This window comes from Phascolarctobacterium sp. ET69 (assembly GCF_023336935.1).
GTDB classification, from domain to species: domain Bacteria; phylum Bacillota; class Negativicutes; order Acidaminococcales; family Acidaminococcaceae; genus Fusicatenibacter_A; species Fusicatenibacter_A intestinipullorum.
The window spans coordinates 441,634-462,110 of the sequence record NZ_JAMBLR010000002.1 but is presented as its reverse complement, the minus strand read 5'-3'; the positions used below and the strand labels follow the sequence as shown (position 1 = coordinate 462,110).

Annotated in this window: 22 protein-coding genes; all 22 read right to left on the bottom strand. The window is 48.4% G+C overall.

The window, feature by feature from the left end; genetic code table 11:
* Positions 1 to 9 precede the first annotated feature (9 nt).
* The 22 genes from M3079_RS04965 to M3079_RS04860 all read right to left on the bottom strand — a co-directional run bounded on the left by M3079_RS04965 (position 10) and on the right by M3079_RS04860 (position 20,423).
* Entirely contained in the window at positions 10 to 1,266 is a 1,257-nt protein-coding gene (locus M3079_RS04965) for an SLC13 family permease (RefSeq protein ID WP_249077638.1), read from the bottom strand.
* 28 nt (positions 1,267 to 1,294) lie between these two features.
* Entirely contained in the window at positions 1,295 to 3,232 is a 1,938-nt protein-coding gene (gene ftsH, locus M3079_RS04960) for an ATP-dependent zinc metalloprotease FtsH (RefSeq protein ID WP_249077635.1), read from the bottom strand.
* 201 nt (positions 3,233 to 3,433) lie between these two features.
* Complete coding sequence (gene atpC / locus M3079_RS04955) at positions 3,434 to 3,862, bottom strand: ATP synthase F1 subunit epsilon (protein ID WP_021715918.1); 429 nt, start codon at positions 3,860 to 3,862, stop codon at positions 3,434 to 3,436.
* Between the two features lie 4 nt (positions 3,863 to 3,866).
* Positions 3,867 to 5,282 (bottom strand): F0F1 ATP synthase subunit beta, encoded by a 1,416-nt coding sequence (gene atpD, locus M3079_RS04950; RefSeq protein WP_021715919.1) that lies wholly within the window; start codon positions 5,280 to 5,282, stop codon positions 3,867 to 3,869.
* Between the two features lie 31 nt (positions 5,283 to 5,313).
* On the bottom strand, positions 5,314 to 6,213 hold the full coding sequence (gene atpG, locus M3079_RS04945) for an ATP synthase F1 subunit gamma (RefSeq protein ID WP_249077634.1): 900 nt from the start codon (positions 6,211 to 6,213) through the stop codon (positions 5,314 to 5,316).
* Positions 6,214 to 6,220: 7 nt separating this feature from the next.
* Positions 6,221 to 8,053, bottom strand: a complete 1,833-nt coding sequence (gene atpA, locus M3079_RS04940; protein WP_021715921.1) for a F0F1 ATP synthase subunit alpha — start codon at positions 8,051 to 8,053, stop codon at positions 6,221 to 6,223.
* A gap of 92 nt (positions 8,054 to 8,145) precedes the next feature.
* Positions 8,146 to 8,625 carry a F0F1 ATP synthase subunit B gene (atpF, locus tag M3079_RS04935; protein WP_021715922.1) on the bottom strand — a complete coding sequence of 160 codons (480 nt, stop codon included), beginning with the start codon at positions 8,623 to 8,625 and terminating at the stop codon, positions 8,146 to 8,148.
* Positions 8,626 to 8,671: 46 nt separating this feature from the next.
* Positions 8,672 to 8,923: an ATP synthase F0 subunit C gene (atpE, locus tag M3079_RS04930; RefSeq protein ID WP_021715923.1), complete on the bottom strand. Its 252-nt coding sequence runs from the start codon at positions 8,921 to 8,923 to the stop codon at positions 8,672 to 8,674.
* A gap of 52 nt (positions 8,924 to 8,975) precedes the next feature.
* Positions 8,976 to 9,698 carry a F0F1 ATP synthase subunit A gene (gene atpB / locus M3079_RS04925; RefSeq protein ID WP_021715924.1) on the bottom strand — a complete coding sequence of 241 codons (723 nt, stop codon included), beginning with the start codon at positions 9,696 to 9,698 and terminating at the stop codon, positions 8,976 to 8,978.
* A gap of 18 nt (positions 9,699 to 9,716) precedes the next feature.
* Positions 9,717 to 10,121 carry a hypothetical protein gene (locus M3079_RS04920; protein WP_249077631.1) on the bottom strand — a complete coding sequence of 135 codons (405 nt, stop codon included), beginning with the start codon at positions 10,119 to 10,121 and terminating at the stop codon, positions 9,717 to 9,719.
* A gap of 8 nt (positions 10,122 to 10,129) precedes the next feature.
* Positions 10,130 to 10,519: an AtpZ/AtpI family protein gene (locus M3079_RS04915; protein ID WP_249077629.1), complete on the bottom strand. Its 390-nt coding sequence runs from the start codon at positions 10,517 to 10,519 to the stop codon at positions 10,130 to 10,132.
* Positions 10,520 to 10,611: 92 nt separating this feature from the next.
* The gene (gene wecB, locus M3079_RS04910; protein WP_249077627.1) at positions 10,612 to 11,769 is read right to left on the bottom strand and encodes a UDP-N-acetylglucosamine 2-epimerase (non-hydrolyzing); all 1,158 of its coding nucleotides are present in this window, start codon (positions 11,767 to 11,769) and stop codon (positions 10,612 to 10,614) included.
* A 12-nt stretch (positions 11,770 to 11,781) separates the two neighbouring features.
* Positions 11,782 to 12,792: an MraY family glycosyltransferase gene (locus tag M3079_RS04905; RefSeq protein ID WP_349293331.1), complete on the bottom strand. Its 1,011-nt coding sequence runs from the start codon at positions 12,790 to 12,792 to the stop codon at positions 11,782 to 11,784.
* Between the two features lie 231 nt (positions 12,793 to 13,023).
* Positions 13,024 to 13,491: a cytidine/deoxycytidylate deaminase family protein gene (locus M3079_RS04900; protein ID WP_021715929.1), complete on the bottom strand. Its 468-nt coding sequence runs from the start codon at positions 13,489 to 13,491 to the stop codon at positions 13,024 to 13,026.
* Positions 13,488 to 14,108 (bottom strand): uracil phosphoribosyltransferase, encoded by a 621-nt coding sequence (upp, locus tag M3079_RS04895; protein WP_021715930.1) that lies wholly within the window; start codon positions 14,106 to 14,108, stop codon positions 13,488 to 13,490. The genes M3079_RS04900 and upp overlap by 4 nt, the downstream gene beginning before the upstream one ends.
* Positions 14,109 to 14,141: 33 nt before the next feature.
* Entirely contained in the window at positions 14,142 to 15,389 is a 1,248-nt protein-coding gene (gene glyA, locus M3079_RS04890; protein ID WP_249077622.1) for a serine hydroxymethyltransferase, read from the bottom strand.
* A gap of 46 nt (positions 15,390 to 15,435) precedes the next feature.
* Complete coding sequence (locus M3079_RS04885; protein WP_249077620.1) at positions 15,436 to 15,987, bottom strand: TIGR01440 family protein; 552 nt, start codon at positions 15,985 to 15,987, stop codon at positions 15,436 to 15,438.
* The gene (gene rpiB, locus M3079_RS04880; RefSeq protein WP_021715933.1) at positions 15,987 to 16,430 is read right to left on the bottom strand and encodes a ribose 5-phosphate isomerase B; all 444 of its coding nucleotides are present in this window, start codon (positions 16,428 to 16,430) and stop codon (positions 15,987 to 15,989) included. Before rpiB ends, M3079_RS04885 begins: the two co-directional genes overlap by 1 nt.
* Before the next feature lie 42 nt (positions 16,431 to 16,472).
* Positions 16,473 to 17,567 (bottom strand): L-threonylcarbamoyladenylate synthase, encoded by a 1,095-nt coding sequence (locus tag M3079_RS04875; RefSeq protein ID WP_249077617.1) that lies wholly within the window; start codon positions 17,565 to 17,567, stop codon positions 16,473 to 16,475.
* Positions 17,536 to 18,438 carry a peptide chain release factor N(5)-glutamine methyltransferase gene (gene prmC, locus M3079_RS04870; RefSeq protein ID WP_249077616.1) on the bottom strand — a complete coding sequence of 301 codons (903 nt, stop codon included), beginning with the start codon at positions 18,436 to 18,438 and terminating at the stop codon, positions 17,536 to 17,538. The genes M3079_RS04875 and prmC overlap by 32 nt, the downstream gene beginning before the upstream one ends.
* A 1-nt stretch (position 18,439) precedes the next feature.
* The gene (gene prfA / locus M3079_RS04865; protein WP_249077615.1) at positions 18,440 to 19,507 is read right to left on the bottom strand and encodes a peptide chain release factor 1; all 1,068 of its coding nucleotides are present in this window, start codon (positions 19,505 to 19,507) and stop codon (positions 18,440 to 18,442) included.
* Positions 19,497 to 20,423 carry a DUF1385 domain-containing protein gene (locus M3079_RS04860; RefSeq protein WP_249077614.1) on the bottom strand — a complete coding sequence of 309 codons (927 nt, stop codon included), beginning with the start codon at positions 20,421 to 20,423 and terminating at the stop codon, positions 19,497 to 19,499. Before M3079_RS04860 ends, prfA begins: the two co-directional genes overlap by 11 nt.
* Positions 20,424 to 20,477 lie beyond the last annotated feature (54 nt).

Genomic DNA, 20,477 nt, shown 5'->3' with positions numbered 1-20,477 from the left:
ACGCCAGTTTTAAAAAGGCCAAACCAACGGCACAATAATTACCGTGGCAGCAAAACATAACAATATCAGCGGCAGGCCCGCTTTAATATAATCCACAAAGCGGTAGTTACCCGGGCCAACCATAAGTGTACACGGCGGCGTGCCGATTGGTGTTGCATAAGCGCAGGAAGATGCCACCGCAATTACCATTAAAAGCGGATAGGGCGAAATGCCAAGCTTCTGTGCAATTACAATGCCTATCGGGGCAATGAGAGCCGCCGAAGCGGAATTGCTCATAAACTGAGTGAGGAGCGCCGTTACTGCAAACAGCAGTGAAGTTATTACAAGCGGCGAAGGCGTGCCAAGCGCTTCCAGTATCCAGCGAGCCAAAAGTTCTGCCGCGCCGGTGTTGTAAAGCGCATGAGATACGGGCATCATGCCTGCAAACAGAAAAATTGTACTCCATTCTATAGAATGATAAGCCTGTTTTTCCGTAAGGCAGCCTGTAAGCACACATACCAGCGCGCCGATAACGGCAGCCATTTCAATGGTTATTTTTTGTAAATCAAGGCACATAACAATTATGCAGCCAAGCAAAATACAGCCTGCAATTACCTGCTTCGGCACATTGTGCTGCATGGGGTCAAGCTCAGCCAGAAATTTTTCAGGCACTTCCCCGCCTTCCGGCAGCAGCCTGCGCCCGGCCAAATACATATAAAGTATGGTCAGCACCGTAAGGGGCACGCCAACCCAGGCAAATTCAAAAAAGCCAAACGGACGGTAGCCAAAATTGCTCAGCGCGCCGCTGACAATAATATTAGGCGGCGTACCGACAAGGCTTATCATGCCGCCGCTGCAAACGGCATAAGCAAGCGGAAGCAGCTGGCGCGAAGGCGCCATTTTTGCAGCAGCGCAGATGCCCATAACCACGGGCAGAAGGCACGCTGCCGTACCTGTATTGGAAAGGCACATGCTTAACACGGCTGCTACAATCATAATGCACAGCATTAAATTTTTCTGGCTTTTGCCGGCACGTTTAACAATAAATACGCCTATGCTGTGCGCAAGCCCCGTATGAAACATTGCCGCGCCCACAACAAACATCCCTGCAAACAGCGTTACCGTGGGGTGCGAAAGCCCTGAAAACACAACGTTATCGGGTATAAAGTTTAAAAAGCCGCAAATTATGGCGCCGCCCATTGCGGTTACCGCCAAAGGAATCAATTCTGTAATAAACAGCAGGGCCATTACGCCCAAAAGGATCAAACAGCCAATAGCCGGATCCATACCTTCACCTCAATCCAATAAATATAATTTATTCCGCAGTGCTTGTTTCTTCTGCCTGTGCGGCAGGTTCTTTAGCTTCTGCATTTTCCTCAACCGCTGCTGCGGTTGTGTCAATAACTTCACCGGCAGTTTCGTTTTTGGTTTCCGGCCTGCCGTGTTCCAAAATATACATAAATTCTTCGCCGGTAATGGTTTCTTTTTCCAAAAGATATGCCGAAAGCTCATGCAGCTTTTCGATATCGTTTTCCAAAATTGCGCGTGCTTTCGCATGGGCATCTTTAATAATTTCCATTACTTTAGCGTCAATCTTGCCGGAGGTTGTTTCCGAGCAGGCAAGCGAAGTATCGCCGCCCAGATATGCGTTGGTAACGGTTTCAGTCGCCATCATGTCAAACTCATCAGTCATGCCGAAGCGTGTGACCATGGCGCGGGCAATGCGCGTTGCCTGTTCAATATCGTTGCTGGCGCCTGTGGTAATGCTTTTAAAAATAACTTCTTCCGCACTGCGCCCGCCGGTAAGCGTGGTAATTTTATTGAACAGTTCTTCCTTGCTCATCAGCACATTGTCGTCCTCACTAACCTGCATGGTGTAACCCAATGCGCCGCTGGTACGCGGAACAATGGTTATTTTATGCACAGGCGCAGAATTTTTCTGCCGTGCCGCAACAAGAGCATGGCCGATTTCATGGTAGGCAACAATGCGTTTTTGCTCTTTGGGTATTACCGCGCCCTTGCGCTGATAACCGGCAATAACAACTTCTACCGATTCCTCAAAATCGCTCTGCGTTACGCTGTCGCGGTGCATACGCACTGCACGCAGCGCAGCTTCGTTTACGATATTGGCAAGTTCGGCACCGGAAGCGCCGCTTGTTGCACGCGCAATGGCCTTATAATCAATATCGGGTTCGGTTTTAATATTTTTGGCATGTACGCGCAAAATTGCTTCGCGTCCCTGTAAATCCGGCAGTTCAACCGGTATGCGCCTGTCAAAACGTCCGGGACGCAAAAGTGCTTTGTCAAGCGAATCGGGCCTGTTGGTGGCAGCCAAAATTACTATGCCTTTGCTGCCGTCAAAGCCGTCCATTTCCGAAAGCAGCTGGTTTAAAGTCTGCTCGCGTTCATCATTGCCGCCAAAGCGTCCGCTGTCGCGCTTTTTGCCTATGGCGTCAATTTCATCGATAAAGATAATGCACGGGGCTTTTTCCTGCGCCTGTTTAAACAAATCGCGCACGCGGGCAGCGCCCATGCCGACAAACATTTCAATAAATTCGCTGCCGCTGATGCTGAAAAACGGCACTTTCGCTTCGCCGGCAACGGCACGGGCCAGCAAAGTTTTACCGGTGCCCGGAGGGCCTACCAAAAGCGCGCCCTTAGGCATATTGGCGCCAATCGCTTTGTATTTATCAGGATGATGCAGAAAATCTACCAGCTCCATTAAGGCTTCTTTGGCTTCATCCTGCCCGGCTACATTGGCAAAGGTAATGCCGGTCTGCGCCTCCACATAAACTTTGGCATTGCTCTTGCCAAGGTTCAGCGGCCCGCCTCCGCCCATGCGCCCTGCCATAAAGCGCATAAACAGCTGCCCCAGCGCAAAGAAAATAAAAATCGGTAAAATCCAGTTTGTTAAAATATTTTCAAGCAAACTTGGTTCTTTCGGAATTACCTGCGAAAACTCAACTTTCTTTTCCATCAGGCTGTTTACCAGCTGCGGGTCTTCTACCCTGCCGGTAACGTAAATTTCCTTATCGCCGCTGTCTTTGGCAAGTACGGCAATTTTATTGTTGGTAATTTCTACCTTGTCTACCTTGCCTTCGTCCACCATCTGCAAAAAGCTGCTGTACGAAATTTCCTGCACTTTGGGGCTGAAAAACATCGGTATAATTACCGTATTCAGCAAAAGCAAAATTGCCAGTGCCAGCATATAATAATAATATATTGACTTTTTAGGTCCTTTGTCTTTATTCATTGTGCCCTCCATAAAAAAGCATAAAATTATAAATATATTTTATCTTATCTACGCCTATAAAACAAGCAAACATTTTGTGTAATGGCACAATTTTAAGCCTTTCTTTTTAATGATTTAAACTGTTCAGCTTATTTTTATAAAGTTATCTTGTTTAAACAAAAAAAAACGCACCCCGTAAAGAGGTGCGTTTTAAGTTTAAGCTTATCTCATTTTGGCAGCCATGGAAAGTTCTACTGTCCTGATTCTGCCGAGAGCTCTTGCCTTGGCAGCTTCGGCTCTTTTAATGTTAATATCAACCGTAAAGTTGGCAATGCGGTTTTCAGCTCTTTCCAAAGCCGCATGCGCGCGTTCAAGGTCAATGTCCTCTGCTGCTTCAGCCTGAATGCTGAGAATTGTAATTTTGTTTTTTACAATTTCAGCAAAGCCGCCCGATAAATAAATGAAATGTTCTTCATTATTGGCGTCCCTGTATTTAAAAGGAGCGTCTTTAAGTGCTGCAATAGCAGGCATATGATTGGCAAATACGCCAAAACCGCCGTCTAAAGCTTCAAAGCCAGCATATACAACATCGTCTCTTTTAATGAAGTATTTATCAGGGGTTACAATTTCCAATTGCATTAAATTTGCCATGCAATCAATCCACCTTCATGCTTTCAGCTTTCTTAATGGCGTCATCAATAGTGCCTACCATGTAGAAGGCGCCTTCGGGCAGATCATCATGTTTACCTTCGAGGATTTCTTTAAAGCCTCTGATGGTTTCGTTCAAAGGAACATATTGTCCCGGGGTACCGGTAAACTGTTCTGCTACGAAGAATGCCTGGGACAGGAATCTTTGAATTTTACGTGCGCGGGCAACGGTAAGTTTATCTTCTTCGCTAAGTTCTTCCATACCGAGAATTGCGATGATATCCTGCAACTCTTTATAGCGTTGGAGAATAGCCTGTACGCCGCGGGCAACATTGTAATGTTCTTCACCAATTACCAGCGGGTCAAGAATACGGCTGGTGGAATCCAGCGGGTCAACCGCAGGATAAATACCAAGCTCTGCAATCTGACGGGACAATACTGTGGTTGCATCCAGGTGGGCGAAGGTGCCTGCCGGTGCAGGGTCAGTCAAGTCGTCCGCAGGTACGTATACAGCCTGTACGGAGGTGATGGAACCGGTTTTAGTGGAGGTAATGCGTTCCTGCAATGCACCGATATCGTTTGCCAAAGTAGGCTGATAACCTACTGCGGAAGGCATACGGCCGAGCAATGCGGAAACTTCGGAACCTGCCTGAATGAAACGGAAAATGTTATCGATAAACAGAAGTACGTCCTGGCCACCTACATCACGGAAGTATTCAGCCATGGTCAGGCCGGTAAGGCCTACGCGCATACGTGCTCCAGGAGGTTCGTTCATCTGACCGTAAACCAGAGCGGTTTTGTCGATAACGCCGGATTCTTTCATTTCGCACCAAAGGTCATTGCCTTCACGGGTACGTTCGCCTACGCCGGCGAATACGGAGTAACCGCCGTGTGCAGTTGCGATATTATGGATAAGTTCCATAATAATAACGGTTTTACCTACGCCTGCACCGCCGAACAGACCGATTTTACCGCCCATTGCATACGGAGCGATAAGGTCAACGACTTTAATGCCTGTTTCCAAAATTTTAGTGCTTGTTGCCTGTTGGTCAAAAGTCGGAGCAGGACGGTGGATAGGCCAGTAGTCTGCTGCTTCTACTTTCGTGTCATCATGGTCAACAGTTTCACCGAGAACGTTGAAGATACGGCCCAGTACGCCGGGGCCAACCGGTACGCTGATAGGAGCGCCGGTATCTACTGCTTCCATGCCGCGAACAAGACCATCGGTAGAGCTCATGGCAACAGTACGGACAATATTATAGCCGATATGCTGCATAACTTCACAAGTAAGGTGAATTTTTACTTTACCGTCATCAGTAGTACCATCAATTTTGATAGCATTCAGGATCGCGGGCATTGTTTTCGGACTGAACTCAATGTCAACAACAGGGCCAACAACTTGTACTATTCTACCAGTATTCAAGGTTTTAGCCTCCTAATTTACTAATATATCATCAGTTCTGTTTTAATGCTTCTGCGCCGCCGCAGATTTCGGTCAGCTCGCGGGTAATAAGTGCCTGACGTGCTTTGTTGTAGTTAAGCTCGAGGCTCTTAACCAGCTTTGCTGCGTTGTCTGTTGCGGAACTCATAGCAGTCATACGGGAACCGAGTTCGCTCGCTGCGGACTGTACGAGTGCGGCATAAATAACAGTTTCCAAATAACGAGGTGCCAAATCTGCCAGAATTTCTTCTGCTTCAGGCATGAACAAATACTGGGTATTTGCTTTAACCTGTGCTTCGCCGCCTTTGGGTGCTTCATCTGCCGGAGGTTCCAGCGGAAGAACAGTTTCATTGGTCGGGGTCTGCGAAAGTGCGGATTTGAACAAAGTATATACAATGCGCAATTCATCAAACTGCTCATCGGCAAAACGCTGTGCTGCATCATATGCTACTTCAACAGCATTGTTGTAAGAAGGCTTGTCGGAGAAACCAAAGTGTGCCTGAATGACATTAAATCCACGATGTCTGAAAAAGTCTCTGGCACGGCGGCCGCAGGTAATAATAACCACTTCGCCTTTTACTTTTAAGATTTCCCCCATGGCATGTTTTAAAACATTGCTGCCGTAAGCGCCTGCAAGGCCCTTATCGGAGCACATTACCAAAAAGCCAATCTTTTTTACCGGGCGTTTTTGAATTAAAGGATGTTTTCTCGGGTTCAGTCCGGACAAAGTTCCTTTATCGCCAACGATATTACTCAAAACCTCTTTAATTTTTATAGCATACGGACGGCTGGCGGCAGCTCTTTCCTGCGCTCTGCGCAGACGTGCCGCAGCAACCATTTTCATCGCCTTAGTGATTTGACCAATGTTCTTTACACTTTTCATGTGGCGATGAATCTCACGTGCAGTAGCCATCAGTCAATCACCTGCCTTCACTGGCAAGAAAAGTTTCCTTAAACTGTTCTATAGCTTTTTTCAGTGTAGCTTCAGCTTCGTCGGTGATTTTCTTTTCGGTACGGATGGATTCGCCAACCTGCGGGTAAGCAGCGTCCATAAATTCAAGGAATTCTTTCTCGAAACGGGTAATCTTTTTAACATCGATGTCGTCAAGATAACCTTTGGTACCGAGGTAAATCGACATAACTTCCTTCTCAACAGTCAGAGGCTGGTACTGGCCCTGCTTCATGATTTCCATCAGGCGCTGGCCACGTTCGAGCTGAGCCTTGGTAGCTTTATCAAGGTCAGAAGCGAACTGGGAGAATGCAGCAAGTTCGCGGTATTGTGCAAGGTCAAGGCGCAGGGTACCGGCAACGGATTTCATTGCTTTAATTTGTGCTGCACCGCCTACACGGGATACGGACAAGCCGGAGTTGATAGCCGGACGGATACCTGCATAGAACAATTCGGATTCCAGGAAGATTTGTCCGTCGGTAATGGAAATTACGTTGGTAGGAATAAAGCCGCCTACGTCGCCTGCCAGGGTTTCGATAACCGGCAGTGCGGTAATGGAACCATTGCCAAGCTCTTTATTGAGTTTTGCAGCACGTTCCAAAAGACGGGAATGTAAGTAGAATACGTCGCCAGGATATGCTTCACGTCCAGGAGGACGGCGGAGCAGCAGGGACATTGCACGGTATGCAACGGCGTGTTTGGAAAGGTCGTCGTATACGCACAGAACGTCTTTGCCCTGGTCCATGAAATATTCTGCCATTGTTACACCTGCATACGGAGCGATATACTGCAAAGGAGCAGAATCAGCTGCGGTAGCTGCAACAACAATGCTGTATTCCATTGCGCCGTGCTGTTCGAGAGTACGAACGATACGGGCAACGTTAGAAGCCTTCTGGCCGATAGCAACGTAAATGCAGATTACGTTCTGGCCTTTCTGGTTAAGGATGGTATCAACAGCAACGGCAGTTTTGCCGGTGCCGCGGTCGCCGATAATAAGTTCGCGCTGGCCACGTCCGATAGGAACGAGAGCGTCGATACATTTAATACCGGTCTGAAGCGGAGTATCTACAGATTCACGGTCAGCAATGCCGTGTGCAGGAGATTCAATCGGGCGTTTTTCAGCATAAGCAATGCTGCCTTTGCCGTCGATAGGTTCGCCCAGCGCGCTTACAACGCGGCCGAGGAGGCCTTCGCCTACGCCAACTTCCATAATGCGTCCGGTTCTGCGTACGATGTCGCCTTCTTTAACAAGGGTATCGCCACCAAGCAGTACAACGCCGACGTTTTCACGGTCAAGGTTAAGTACCATGCCGGTTACGCCGTTCGGAAGTTCAACCATTTCGCCTGCCATAGCGTTTTTCATACCGATAACGGTTGCAATGCCGTCACCGATTTTTTCAACAATGCCGACTTCTTCAAGGTCTACATCCACTGTGTAATTCTCGAGCTTAGCGCCCATAGCATCGGAGATTTTGGCAGTATCCTGCAGGGAGTATTCATGAATGTCAATGCCATCCATTACAACTTCCATTTTTCTCAGCTTACGCAGTGCGGAAGCATCGAATACTTTATCGCCAACTTGTACTATGATGCCGCCGAGGATAGCCGGGTCAACAACTTTATTCATGTAAATTTCGCTGCCCAGTTTCTCGGTAAGAATTGCAGAAATGGATTGATACTCGGCAGAAGTCAGTTTTTTAGCAGTAGTAACTTTGACTTCCAGCAATTCTTTAATGGAACTGCGGTCAATTTTGAAATCGGACAATTCTTGCTCTATCAAAGCAATATTTTCTTCATTCTTCATATTGTATCAATCACCTCAATCTGCCGGTACAAGCAATGCCCAAAAGGAAGGCACAGCCCTTTAATCCGGCTTTTATGGAACACAAATCAATATTATTTCATTATTTTATCAACAACGGAACCTGCCAATTTTTCATCTTCTGCAGAATTTAATTTCTGTTCCAGGATTTTACCGGCAGCAACCAAACTAAGTTTGATAACCTGAGCACGTACTTCGCCGAGAGCCTGCTGTTTTTCAAGAGCAATTGCGTCTTTAGCGGAAGCAACAATCTGTTCCTGTTCTGCTTTGGTTTCAGCAATAATCTTGTCATGTACAGACTGAGCAGTTTTACGTGCGCTGTCAATAATGCTCTGTGCTTCCTGACGTACAGTAGCAAGCTGAGCAGCATATTCAGCTTTTAATTTTTCAGCTTCGGCTTTCGCCAATTCAGCGTTTTCCAGGTCGCTCGCGATTTTGTTCTTACGGTCTTCCATCATGTTAATGACGGGTTTATACGCAAATTTTGCAAGTATAAACACGAGGAACAAGAAGTTCAGAACCTGCGCAATTATAGTTGCGTTAAAGTCAATCAATTATGACCCTCCCTTTTACTTTTGTTCAACATCACAAATCAAGCTATTAAATGAAAGGGTTAGCAAATACGAGAACGATTGCTATAACGTAGCAAAGGATAGGCATGGATTCAATAAGGCCTACGCAAACCAGCATGTTGGTAAAGATTTTACCAGCTTCTTCCGGCTGACGAGCCATAGATTCGATAGATTTTCCGCACATATTACCGTTACCAACACCAGCACCGGTAGCAGCACCAAGGCAAACAAGACCTGCACCAATCAAAGATGCAGCCGTAATAATTGCAGTTTCAGACATTTAATTCATCCTTTCAAAATTAATAATTTTTAATTTTCTCTCAAAATTAAAATCAGTGTTCATGGTCAGAAAACGCAAGTGCATAGCTGCCCAATGCCAAAATCGTGAAGATAAAAGCCTGGACAAAGCCAATGAACAAGCTGAACATAACCCAGAACTCCGGAATAATCCAGGGAGATAACTGGTAAAGAACTATGAGCAAAATTTCGCCTGCCAGAATGTTACCGAAAAGACGAAGCGCCATAGTCAACGGTTTGGTAACCGCATCCAGCAAATGCAACACAATAAAGCCAGGAGCAGGTTGCACAAAATGTTTAAAATGTTTGAGACCCTGCCTTGCAACACCTACAATGTAGGCACTAAGGGCAATTAACAGCGAAAGTGCAAAACATGTGTTGATGTCGTTGGTCGGTGAAGTCCAGTGAACACCAATCTGCGGAAGCATACCGATTTCGTTGCTGATTAAGATGAACATAAACAGGGTGATAATAAAGGATGCCATATATTTACGGCCCTTTTCACCAAGGTTCTGATTCATCATGCCATCAAGGAAATCGATAACCATTTCCATCACATTCTGCAAGCCGCTCGGAACTAACTTCGGGTTGCGGGAGACTACGAAAAATAATACAAATACAATAGCCATCGCAATCCAAGTCATATACATTGTCTGCATATTGATTACAATACCTGGTGCTATTTCAGTTGCAGCATAATGTATAATTTCACCTGACTGTTCAGCTCCCTGTGCCATAGCAGCTGCTTCATTTCCCATCCTTTTCAACTCCTTTCCTCACGCTTCCTTCTTGTTAAGTCGGTACGCGAAAAATAATAAATTGATGATTAAAAATATATGTATCAGAAGAAATCCCAGGCTCGCACCGAAAACCGGATATTTCATCCTTAACATCAACACAAAAATGCTGCCCGCCAGGCCTAAGCGATAGTATCTGTACCGCCGCATTATTTTTACTCCCTTACGCGGTGTACCAACGTACGGAAGCGCCTGTTTCATTCCGTGGAACATCACAACGGTGTCCATCACACCTATTACCACACCCCTGAAAAAGGATACGGCAAAATCATGGTTTCCAAATACAAACAAAATCAGTACCAATGGTACAGACCAGAGAAACAGGCGGAAAATAACTTTATAACCACCGCCTTTTACCAGCGGCGTTAAATCAAAGTTTGCCATAATATATTTTATTTAATGTCCTTTGTTGAATTATCGACTGCGGCATTTTCCGCTTGTTGTTCATTATCATCTTCCTGCGGCTTTTCGTCAAGCGGTTTAAAATAAATCAGCTTGAAAATCGCCAGGAAAAACGTGAGGCCCGCAAGGCCGAGGCAGATTTTGCGCCAGAAATGGTCACCCGTCTGAAAATAATTATCGAGCCAGTCGCCGCCCCAGTATGCAAGCAGAAAATCTATAACAGTCATCATGCCGAGCGAAGAAACTATTGCAAAAGCGTTCATCATTCTGATGCGCTCAAGTTCCTGCCGGCGCTGCCTGTCAAGGCGTGCTTTAATGCGTCTGGCTATTTCCTGCCGTTTTCTGTCGGCAAGTTTTACTTTTTCCAGATTCTCATTCATGGCGCTCACCAAATTTCACGTCATCATAATATATTAGAAATCTTCATACCTTCTTAATATTATTTTAAAATATTTCACAAATTCTGTCTATATCAAATTACAGTAAATTCGGGTAAATCTTCAACATCAAAACCAAATTCTTTTAAAATCCGGTTTACAATCCTTGCGCAGGCTTCACCGTCGCCGTAAGGGTTAACGGCTTCTGCCATGCTGCGGTAATGAGCAGCGTCATCCAAAAGCAGATTGGTTTCACGCAGCACATCTTCATAAGCAGTGCCTATAAGTTTTACCGTACCTGCCGAAACTGCTTCGGGGCGTTCGGTTGTATCGCGCAGCACAAGCACGGGTTTGCCGAGTGCCGGCGCTTCTTCCTGAATTCCGCCGCTGTCGGTAAGCACAATATCAACGCGCGCCATAAGGTTGGCAAACGGTTCGTAGTCCAGCGGCTCTATTAAGTGAACCTGCGGCAGATGCCCCAGCTCTTCATCTACAATCTGGCGCACCTTCGGGTTTTTATGCACCGGGAAAATTGCTTCCACGCCGGGATGGGTGCGCAGCACTTCACACAGGGCTTTATAAACATGGCGCATCGGTTCGCCAAGGTTTTCGCGGCGGTGCGTGGTCATTAAAATAAGGCGTTTGCCGCTGTCAAGCACTTCATGCAGCGCATCGTCATCAAAGCGGTAATCTTTTTTTACGGTGGTTTTCAAAGCGTCGATAACGGTATTGCCGGTAACTACAATTTTTGCTTCCGGCACGTTTTCGCGCAGCAGGTTGGCTTTGCTTGTCGCTGTAGGCGCAAAATGGTAATCGGCAAGTGCGCCGGTTAATTTGCGGTTCATCTCTTCCGGAAACGGCGAATATTTATTGCCGGTGCGCAGGCCCGCTTCAACATGGCCTACCGGAATCTGCGCATAAAAAGCTGCCAGAGCGCCCGCAAAAGTGGTAGTGGTATCGCCGTGTACCAAAACAAGGTCCGGCTTAGCTTCTTCCAAAACCTTCTGTAAGCCGCGCAGGGCTTTTTCCGTAACGTCATACAGCGTCTGCCCGGCGCTCATAATATTCAAATCATAATCGGGAGTAATGCCAAAAAGGTGCAGCACCTGATCAAGCATTTCGCGGTGCTGTGCTGTTACAGCCACCAGTGGTTCAATTTCGTCAGGATGTTTGCGCATTTCCAAAACCAGCGGGCACATCTTAATAGCTTCAGGGCGTGTGCCGAAAACTGTCATTACTTTCAGTTTTGCCATCAATCCCACTCCTTATCTGTCATTTAAAATGCCTATCTTTTTGGCGCCAAGCGCGACGCCGGAAATAATACATGCAATAATGCCGGCAGCCAGATAACCGTCAACTTCGGTAAGCAAAATAGCGGCAATGCCCAGCACTGCGCTGATAACATACATTAAAAGCACTGCCTGGCGCTGGCTGAGGCCCATTGCGAGCAGGCGGTGGTGCAGATGCCCCTTGTCGGGCTGAAAAATCGGGCGTCCGTTGGTATAGCGGCGCACAATGGCAAAAGCGGTATCCATAATAGGCAGGCCAAGCGCAACGGCAGGCACCAAAAGCGCAATGGTGGCCGCGCTTTTTACAGCGCCGAAAATGGAAATTGCCGCCAGCATATAACCGATAAACATACTGCCGGTATCGCCCATAAAAATGCTCGCCGGATTAAAGTTGTAGCGGATAAAGCCGATAATGCCGCCGGCAAGTGCGGCCGTAATAACGGCAACCGGGTAAAAGCCCTGCTGCAGGGCAACAAGAATGACCGTAACCGAAGCAATGCCGGAAACACCGGCTGCAAGCCCGTCAAGGCCATCCATCAAATTAACAACATTGGTAAAGCTTACAATCCAGAAAACCGTCAGCGGCACGGAAAAATACTCAAGGTAAAAATAACCGCCCCACGGATTGTTCAGCCATTCGATTTTAATATCAAACAGCACCAGCACAAACGCCGCCGCAATCTGCCCCAGCAGCTTTACTTTGGCGGGCAGCTGGTACTTGTCGTCCAGAATGCCGACGATAACAATTACTGTACCGCCCAGAAGCAGCGCAAAAATATCGCGCGTCATGTGCATGGTGGCAAGCACGGCAATGACAAAGGCCAAATAAATAGCAAGGCCCCCCAAGCGCGGCATAATGCCGTGATGAACCTTGCGTCCGTCCGGTTTGTCAAGAGCGCCGATGCGAAAAGCCAGTTTTTTTACATAAGGGGTTAAAACCCAGCTTGCTAAAAGAGCTATAATAAACGCTAAAATATACACTTGCACTTTCCCACCTCGAGGCTTAAAGCCGGAAATTAAATTCAGTTTTATAAAATTTGAGCAATTCAGATTATCGTAAATAGTATATCAAAAAATCGGCAGTTTGAACAACTTTTTTGAAAATTTTTTGCAGATTTGTAACAATTTTAATAGAAGCCCCAAAATCGCCAATTTCCTCATAAGCATAAACGGCAGCGCCGCGATTGGCACTGCCGTCTTTACGTTTTAACATTAATTTTAATTTTCTGTTTCGCCGTCCAGAATAGTAATTTCCATTTTGGATGCTTTCAGCATTTCTTCCGCCAGCTTATCCGGGTAGGGATTAGCGTAAACAATGCGTTTAATACCGGCGTTGATGAGTATTTTTGTGCATACCACGCAGGGCTGGTGCGTGCAGTACAGCGTGCCGCCGTTTACCGATACGCCGTGAAAAGCCGCCTGTACAACAGCGTTTTGCTCGGCGTGGATGCCGCGGCACAGTTCGTGCATTTTACCGGAAGGAACTTTAAGCTGCTCGCGCAGGCAGCCGGTAACGGCGCAGTGTTCAAGCCCCGAAGGCGTGCCGTTGTAGCCCGTAGCCACAATCTGCCTGTTTTTTACAATTACGGCTCCTACACTGCGGCGCAAACAGGTGCTGCGCTTACTTACCACGCGGGCAATTTCCATAAAGTAGTGGTCCCAGTCCGGCCTTGTATCCATACTCATTTCGTGCCGAAAATACGGTCGCCGGCATCGCCGAGGCCCGGCACAATGTAGCCGTGCTCGTTAAGCTTTTCGTCCAGCGCCGCCGTATAAACTTTAACGTCGGGATGTGCTTTGTTCAGCACTTCAACGCCTTCAGGTGCTGCTACAAGGCACATAAAGCGGATATTATTAAGACCGCGTTTTTTCAGCATGGTAATTGCCGCTTCCGCACTGCCGCCGGTTGCCAGCATCGGGTCTACAACAATGGTAATCGGGTCTTTATCGGGCGGAATTTTGCAGTAATATTCATGCGGCTCCAGCGTTTTTTCATCGCGGTACAAACCGATATGGCCAACATGGGCATTCGGAATCATGCGCAGCACGCCGCTTAAAAGGCCGAGACCGGCGCGCAGGATGGGCACAACAACGATATTGTTGTGCAGCTTGTAGCCGGTAGTTTCGCAAATCGGGGTCTGTACCGGCATTTCGTCCAGTTCAAGGTCGCGCGTTACTTCGTAGGTCATCAGCATGGCAATTTCGTCCAGCCATTCGCGGAAATCGCGGGAAGTTGAGTTAATATCGCGCATTTTGGAAAGTTTGTGTTTAATCAGGGGATGTTCTACAACGGTTATCTGCATGCAAATCTCCTCCTTAGGAAATTTCATTATCTGTTACAGCATGGGATACATTGGATATTTTGCGCACAATGCCGCAACGCGCTGTGCTGCTTCTGCCTGTTTTTCAGCATCTTCGGGGTTGTTAAGCACAAGGCCGATGATAGCTGCAACTTCTTTCATATCAGCTTCTTTAAAGCCGCGGGTGGTTACGGCAGCAGTGCCAAGGCGGATGCCGCTGGTAACAAACGGGCTTTCAGGGTCAAACGGAATGGTATTTTTATTGCAGGTTACGCCAACTTCGTCCAGCAGGTGTTCTGCGGTTTTGCCGGTCATTTTCTGCCCGCGCACGTCAACCAGCAAAAGATGGTTATCCGTACCGCCGGAAACAAGGCGGAAGCCTTCGGCAATAAGGCCTTCGGCAAGAGCCTGGCAGTTGGCAATAATCTGTTTGGCATATTCTTTAAATTCAGGTTTCAGCGCTTCGCCAAGCGCAACTGCTTTGGCAGCGATAACATGCATCAGCGGGCCGCCCTGCACGCCGGGGAAAATAGCCTTGTCGATTTGTTTGGCATATTTTTCCTTGCACAAAATGAGGCCGCCGCGCGGGCCGCGCAGAGTTTTGTGCGTGGTTGTGGTAACAATATCGGCATAGGGAACCGGGCTGGGATGCAGGCCTGCTGCAACAAGCCCTGCAATGTGGGCCATATCTACCATGAAAATAGCGCCGACGCTGTGGGCAATTTCTGCCATGCGTTCAAAATCAATTACGCGCGGATAAGCGCTTGCACCGGCAACAATCAGCTTCGGCTGAGCTTCTTTGGCAATGCGCGCAAATTCGTCGTAATCAATGCGCTCGGTTTCGTGCGTAACTCCGTAAGGGACTACATTATAATATTTGCCGGAAATATTAACCGGTGAACCGTGGGAAAGATGCCCACCCTGCGACAGGTCCATGCCCATAATGGTGTCGCCCGGCTGCAAAAAGGCAAAGTATACTGCCGTATTGGCATTAGCGCCGGAATGTGCCTGTACGTTGGCGTGTTCTGCGCCGAACAGTTTTTTTGCACGTTCAATGGCAAGTGTTTCTACCTTGTCCACATATTCGCAGCCGCCGTAATAGCGGTGGCCGGGATAGCCTTCCGCATATTTGTTGGTCAGCACGCTGCCCATCGCTTCCATTACTGCGGGGCTGACAAAGTTTTCGGAAGCAATCAGTTCAATTTTATTGCGCTGGCGTCCGAGTTCTTCACCGATAGCCGCAGCAATTTCGGGGTCACATACTGCAAGTTTTTCCAAATTCATTTAAGTCCCTCCATGAGTTTTTTATTAAACTGTATAATTAACAAAATCAGCGTTTTTCGGGGTAATGCGCGCGCTCACCGCCGATAAGGGGCGGGCGTGTACGCGCTGCCGTAACTATGGCCGCGCCGATAGTTTTCTGCGCAAGGCGCACCGGCACGGCAACACGTTTAAGGTGCATGCCGATTAAAGTCTGGCCGATATCAATGCCAAGATGCGCTTTAATACTTTCAACCACTACCGGGTCAGTAAAATTATCGTAAGCCGCCGTTGCCATAGAACCGCCTGCATGAGGCATGGGGCGCACGGTAACTTCTTCCCAGCCAAATTTTTCCATGGCTTCGCGTTCCGTTACCAAAGCGCGGTTTAAATGCTCGCAGCACTGAAAAGCAATGTACAGCCCATGCTTTTTAGAAGCAGCATAAATGCTTGCAAAAACTGCCTGCGCCGCTTCTTCAGAGCCGCAGGTGCCTATTTTGCCGCCGACAATTTCGCTGGTGCTGCAGCCAACAACAAGAACCTGACCTGCACGGCAGCCGGAAACTTCTATCAGTTCTTCAACTGCCCGCTGCGCTTCGGCAGCAAGTTCTTCCTTATTCATCAGCCTTCCGCCTCCAGCGCCATAATCTTTTCCACGCGGCGTTCGTGGCGTCCACCTGCAAATTCGGTATGCAGCCAGACATCTACAATCATTTCGGCAAGGCCAACGCCGGTTACGCGCTCGCCCAAAGCCAGAATATTGGCGTTGTTATGCTCGCGGCTCATTTTTGCACTGTATACGTCGCCGCAAACTGCTGCGCGCACGCCTTTAATTTTGTTGGCCGCTATGGAAATGCCAAGCCCGGTGCCGCACACAAGTATGCCCAAATCGGCTTCGCCGCCGGTAACGGCATGTCCTACTTTGGCCGCATAATCCGGGTAATCGCACGATTCTTCGGTATAAGTGCCTTTGTCAATTACCTCGTAACCTTTAAGTTCCAGATAATCTTTTAAATGGTTTTTAAGATGGATACCGCCGTGATCGCTTCCCATTGCGATTTTCATTACAGTCACCCTCTGTCTTTTTATAATATATTGCTATTATTGTTATTTTAACACAAAACTTTTAAGTTGCGTACTGTTTTTTAACAGCGCTTCAATATCGGCTGCCGTAAGCACCTGCCGCCCGGCCGCTTTGCGCATGCGGTTCATAACCGCAAGACCAATGCCGTCTTCCGTTACTCCTTCGGAAAAAATAACGCCCACGCCCAGCTTATCGCACCGGCGCAAAAGGCGGTACAGTTTAACGGCAAGTTCCGTTGTATCACTGCCCCAGTTTAAAATGTGCAAATTCTGCGCGCGCTGCATGGTTTCCGCAGCTTTACCGCCGCAAATTACCGCTGCGGTAGTAAATTTGGCTGCTTCTTTTGCCAAAAGCGGCAGAAGCTTTAACGCCTCTTTATCTTCAACAACATACATTTTTGCTTTAGGCGCATAGTGGCGATACTTCATACCCGGTGCACGCGGCTTTAAGGTTTCCGCTCCGGCAAGGGCCGGGTCCAGCTCCACTCTGCCCAAAACTTCTTCCAGCTGCTCGCGCGTAATTCCGCCCGGGCGCAAAATAACGGGCACTTCGCCGGTAGTGTCAACTATGGTTGATTCCACGCCTACCGTACATGCGCCGCCGTCGATAATACCGGCAATGCGCCCCTGCATATCGGCAAGCACCGTTTCGGCATCGGTTGGGCTCGGTTTTCCCGATAAATTTGCCGAGGGCGCTGCCACAGGCGTTCCGGCAAGGCGGATAAGCTGCGCCGCCACAGGGTGCGACGGCATACGCACAGCCACCGTGTCCAGCCCGGCACTTACTTCATCAGGCACGATACTGCTTTTGGCAACAATTACCGTCAGCGGCCCGGGCCAGAACTTTTCAATTAAAAGCTGCGCCTGTTTTGTAAGCCCGGTTGTTAATTTTAAAATATCTTCTTTATCTGCAATGTGCAAAATAAGCGGATTGTCATTCGGGCGGCCTTTGGCTTCAAAAATTTTGCGCACCGCTTCGCCGTTAAGGCCGTCGGCGCCAAGCCCGTAAACCGTTTCCGTAGGGAAAGCAACGGCTTCACCCTGTTTTATCAGCGCAGCCGCTTCGCGCAGCATTACGCCGTCCGTATCATTTTGCAAGTTCCAATAACGCGTCTGCATAAGTAGTTCCTTCTTTCGCTGCAAAAACCATCCGTTCTATGCCGGCATAATCGCGTCTTACTGCCACAACGCCAAAACCGTGGCTGCGGCATAAATCAGCAACGGCACTGCCCTGGTTAATGCCAATTTCAAACGCCATAAAGCCGCCGTTTTTTAAATGCGCCGTACTCCCGGCAATAATGCGGCGGTAAAAATTAAGCCCGTCCGCCCCGCCGTCCAGCGCAAGGCGCGGCTCACGCTTAACGTCTGCCGCAAGGCCTGCAATATCGGCGCTCGGTATATACGGAGGGTTGGAAATTATCACATCAAATACGGCGTCACGCGGCAGCGCAGAATATAAATCGCTGCGTACAAACTGCAGCCGCTCCGCAACGCCAATGTTTGCCGCGTTTTCTCCGGCAACGGCAAGCGCCCCCGGCGATACGTCAACTGCCGTGCCGTGCGCCTCCGGAAGCATATCCAAAAGCGAAACGATAATAGCTCCGCTGCCCGTGCCTATGTCAAGAATCTGCGGATTTTCAATAAAACCCGCCAGTTTTGCCGTGCACTCAACCAAAAGTTCGGTTTCCGGCCGCGGCACCAAAACATCCGGCGTTACTTTAAAATCGTATTTCATAAACGCGCGGCTGCCCAAAATATACGCCAAGGGCTCAGCCGCCGCACGCCGCGCCACATAACCGCGGTACTGCGCCAGCTCGTGTTCTTCCAGCGGCTGGTCAAAATGCACATATAAAGTTATACGCTGGCACTTTAAAACGGAACAAAGCAGTATTTCCGCATCCAGGCGAGGATTTTCCAACCCTTTCTCTGCGAAATACTGCTTTGTCCAGTCCAGCACCTTAGCAATAGTCCATATAGGTTTTGCTGTCATTTTATTTCACCTGCTGCAGCAGCTTGCTTTGCTGCGCTGTAATCAGTGCGTCTAAAATTTCGTCCAAATCGCCGTTTAAAACTGCGTCCAGACGGTGCAGGGTTAAACCAATGCGGTGGTCGGTAACACGCCCCTGCGGATAGTTATAAGTGCGGATACGCTCGCTGCGGTCACCGGTGCCAACCTGACTTTTACGGTCCTGCGCCGTTGCCGCGCGCTGCTTTTCCTGTTCCATTTCCAAAACACGGCTGCGGAGCACGCGCATACATTTTTCGCGGTTTTTAAGCTGCGATTTTTCGTCCTGGCACTGCGCTACAATGCCGGTAGGTATATGCGTTATACGCACAGCCGATTCGGTTTTGTTTACGTACTGGCCGCCTGCGCCGCCCGCACGGTAAGTATCAATCCTTAAATCAGCCGGGTTAATGTCAATATCCACTTCTTCTGCTTCCGGCAGCACCGCCACCGTAACGGTGGAAGTATGCACGCGCCCCTGCGATTCGGTTTCCGGCACGCGCTGCACGCGGTGTACGCCGCTTTCAAACTTCATGCGCCCAAAAACGCCCTGGCCGCTCAGCTGAAAAACTATTTCCTTAAACCCGCCGAGCTCCGTCGGACTGGCATCCATTATTTCAAGGCTCCAGCGGCGGCTTTCAGCATAATGCTGATACATGCGGAACAATACGCCTGCAAATAGTGCCGCTTCCTCGCCGCCCGCACCGCCGCGGATTTCCACAATAGCGTTCTTGTCGTCGTTGGGGTCGGAAGGCAAAAGCAAAATTTTAAGCCGTTCTTCATATTCTGCCAGCTGCGGCTTAAGTTCTTTCAGTTCCTCCTGCGCCATTGCCGCAAGTTCCCTGTCGCTGCCGTCGGCAATAATTTCTTCCGCTTCTTCTCTGGCTTTATCCAAAATTTTATATTCGCGGTAAGCGGCAACAACGTCGGTCAGTTTAGCATGCGCGCGCGCGTATTTCTGCCATTCTGCCTGATTGGCAATTACATCGGGGTCGCTTATTTTTGCTTCCAAATCAAGATATTTATCTTCAAGTGCCTGTAATTTATCCTGCATTAGGTTCTCCTACTAATTTTTCTTCCGGGCAAGTTTCCGGTTCCTGCGCCAAATCTTCCGGCGGCACAACCGCTTTCAGCGAAGCAATCGCCACTTCAATCTGGCTGTCATCCGGCTGGCGCGTGGTTAATTTTTGCAGCAAAAGCCCCGGCGTAATGGCAATGCGTACCAGCGGGTTATCGGTATGCGCACCGGCATAACGGATAAGCTCATAGCTTACGCCTGCAATTACAGGCATTAAAATAATACGCGAAGCAATACGCTCCAAAAGGCTTGGCCAGCCAAGAAAAGTAAAAATAAACATGCTTATCAGCATGACAATCATCAAAAAGTTGGTGCCGCAGCGTGGGTGCAGCGTGCTGAACGGGCGCACGTTTTCTACCTTTAAAGGCAGGCCCGCTTCATAAGTGTAAATGGTTTTATGTTCAGCTCCGTGATACTGGAACACGCGCTGAATATCATTCATCGAAGAAATTGCCGCGATATATGCCAGAAAAATTGCCATACGCAGCACACCTTCTGCTAAATTCAAAGCCATGTGGTCCTGGGTAATGCCTGTTAAAAAGCGCATTGACCAGGTGGGAATAACTATAAAGAGCAAAATGGCAAGCCCTGCCGAAACGGCAATGGTCAGCGCCATCTCTTTGGAATCAAGCTTTTCGTCTTCATCGCCCGATACCTGCGCCGAATAAGCCAGCGCCTTCATACCCATAACGAGCGATTCTACAAGCGACACAACGCCGCGCAAAAACGGTTTTTTTAGTATTGGATAGCGGTCGGAAATACTGTTTACCGGGCGCACATCAACGGAAATTTCACCATCCGGCTGCCTTACGGCAACGGCAACATGCGTTTTTCCGCGCATCATTACGCCTTCTATTACAGCCTGTCCGCCAACATTTGGTTTCTTATTCATAATATTCCCTCAAACAAACTCCATATACAAACACAGCAGAGCTTTCGCTCTGCT

Excerpts from the sequence above, each read along its gene's own strand:
- M3079_RS04860 (WP_249077614.1), bottom strand. The coding sequence starts at position 20,423 with ATGAATAAGAAACCAAATGTTGGCGGACAGGCTGTAATAGAAGGCGTA.
- atpE (WP_021715923.1), bottom strand. The coding sequence starts at position 8,923 with ATGTCTGAAACTGCAATTATTACGGCTGCATCTTTGATTGGTGCAGGT.
- ftsH (WP_249077635.1), bottom strand. The coding sequence starts at position 3,232 with ATGAATAAAGACAAAGGACCTAAAAAGTCAATATATTATTATTATATG.
- M3079_RS04920 (WP_249077631.1), bottom strand. The coding sequence starts at position 10,121 with ATGGCAAACTTTGATTTAACGCCGCTGGTAAAAGGCGGTGGTTATAAA.
- atpG (WP_249077634.1), bottom strand. The coding sequence starts at position 6,213 with ATGGCTACTGCACGTGAGATTCATCGCCACATGAAAAGTGTAAAGAAC.
- prfA (WP_249077615.1), bottom strand. The coding sequence starts at position 19,507 with ATGCAGGATAAATTACAGGCACTTGAAGATAAATATCTTGATTTGGAA.
- M3079_RS04915 (WP_249077629.1), bottom strand. The coding sequence starts at position 10,519 with ATGAATGAGAATCTGGAAAAAGTAAAACTTGCCGACAGAAAACGGCAG.
- atpC (WP_021715918.1), bottom strand. The coding sequence starts at position 3,862 with ATGGCAAATTTAATGCAATTGGAAATTGTAACCCCTGATAAATACTTC.
- wecB (WP_249077627.1), bottom strand. The coding sequence starts at position 11,769 with ATGGCAAAACTGAAAGTAATGACAGTTTTCGGCACACGCCCTGAAGCT.
- rpiB (WP_021715933.1), bottom strand. The coding sequence starts at position 16,430 with ATGAAAATCGCAATGGGAAGCGATCACGGCGGTATCCATCTTAAAAAC.
- M3079_RS04885 (WP_249077620.1), bottom strand. The coding sequence starts at position 15,987 with ATGAATAAGGAAGAACTTGCTGCCGAAGCGCAGCGGGCAGTTGAAGAA.
- upp (WP_021715930.1), bottom strand. The coding sequence starts at position 14,108 with ATGCAGATAACCGTTGTAGAACATCCCCTGATTAAACACAAACTTTCC.
- atpA (WP_021715921.1), bottom strand. The coding sequence starts at position 8,053 with ATGAAGAATGAAGAAAATATTGCTTTGATAGAGCAAGAATTGTCCGAT.
- glyA (WP_249077622.1), bottom strand. The coding sequence starts at position 15,389 with ATGAATTTGGAAAAACTTGCAGTATGTGACCCCGAAATTGCTGCGGCT.
- M3079_RS04900 (WP_021715929.1), bottom strand. The coding sequence starts at position 13,491 with ATGAGTATGGATACAAGGCCGGACTGGGACCACTACTTTATGGAAATT.
- prmC (WP_249077616.1), bottom strand. The coding sequence starts at position 18,438 with ATGACAGCAAAACCTATATGGACTATTGCTAAGGTGCTGGACTGGACA.
- M3079_RS04875 (WP_249077617.1), bottom strand. The coding sequence starts at position 17,567 with ATGCAGACGCGTTATTGGAACTTGCAAAATGATACGGACGGCGTAATG.
- M3079_RS04965 (WP_249077638.1), bottom strand. The coding sequence starts at position 1,266 with ATGGATCCGGCTATTGGCTGTTTGATCCTTTTGGGCGTAATGGCCCTG.
- atpB (WP_021715924.1), bottom strand. The coding sequence starts at position 9,698 with ATGGGAAATGAAGCAGCTGCTATGGCACAGGGAGCTGAACAGTCAGGT.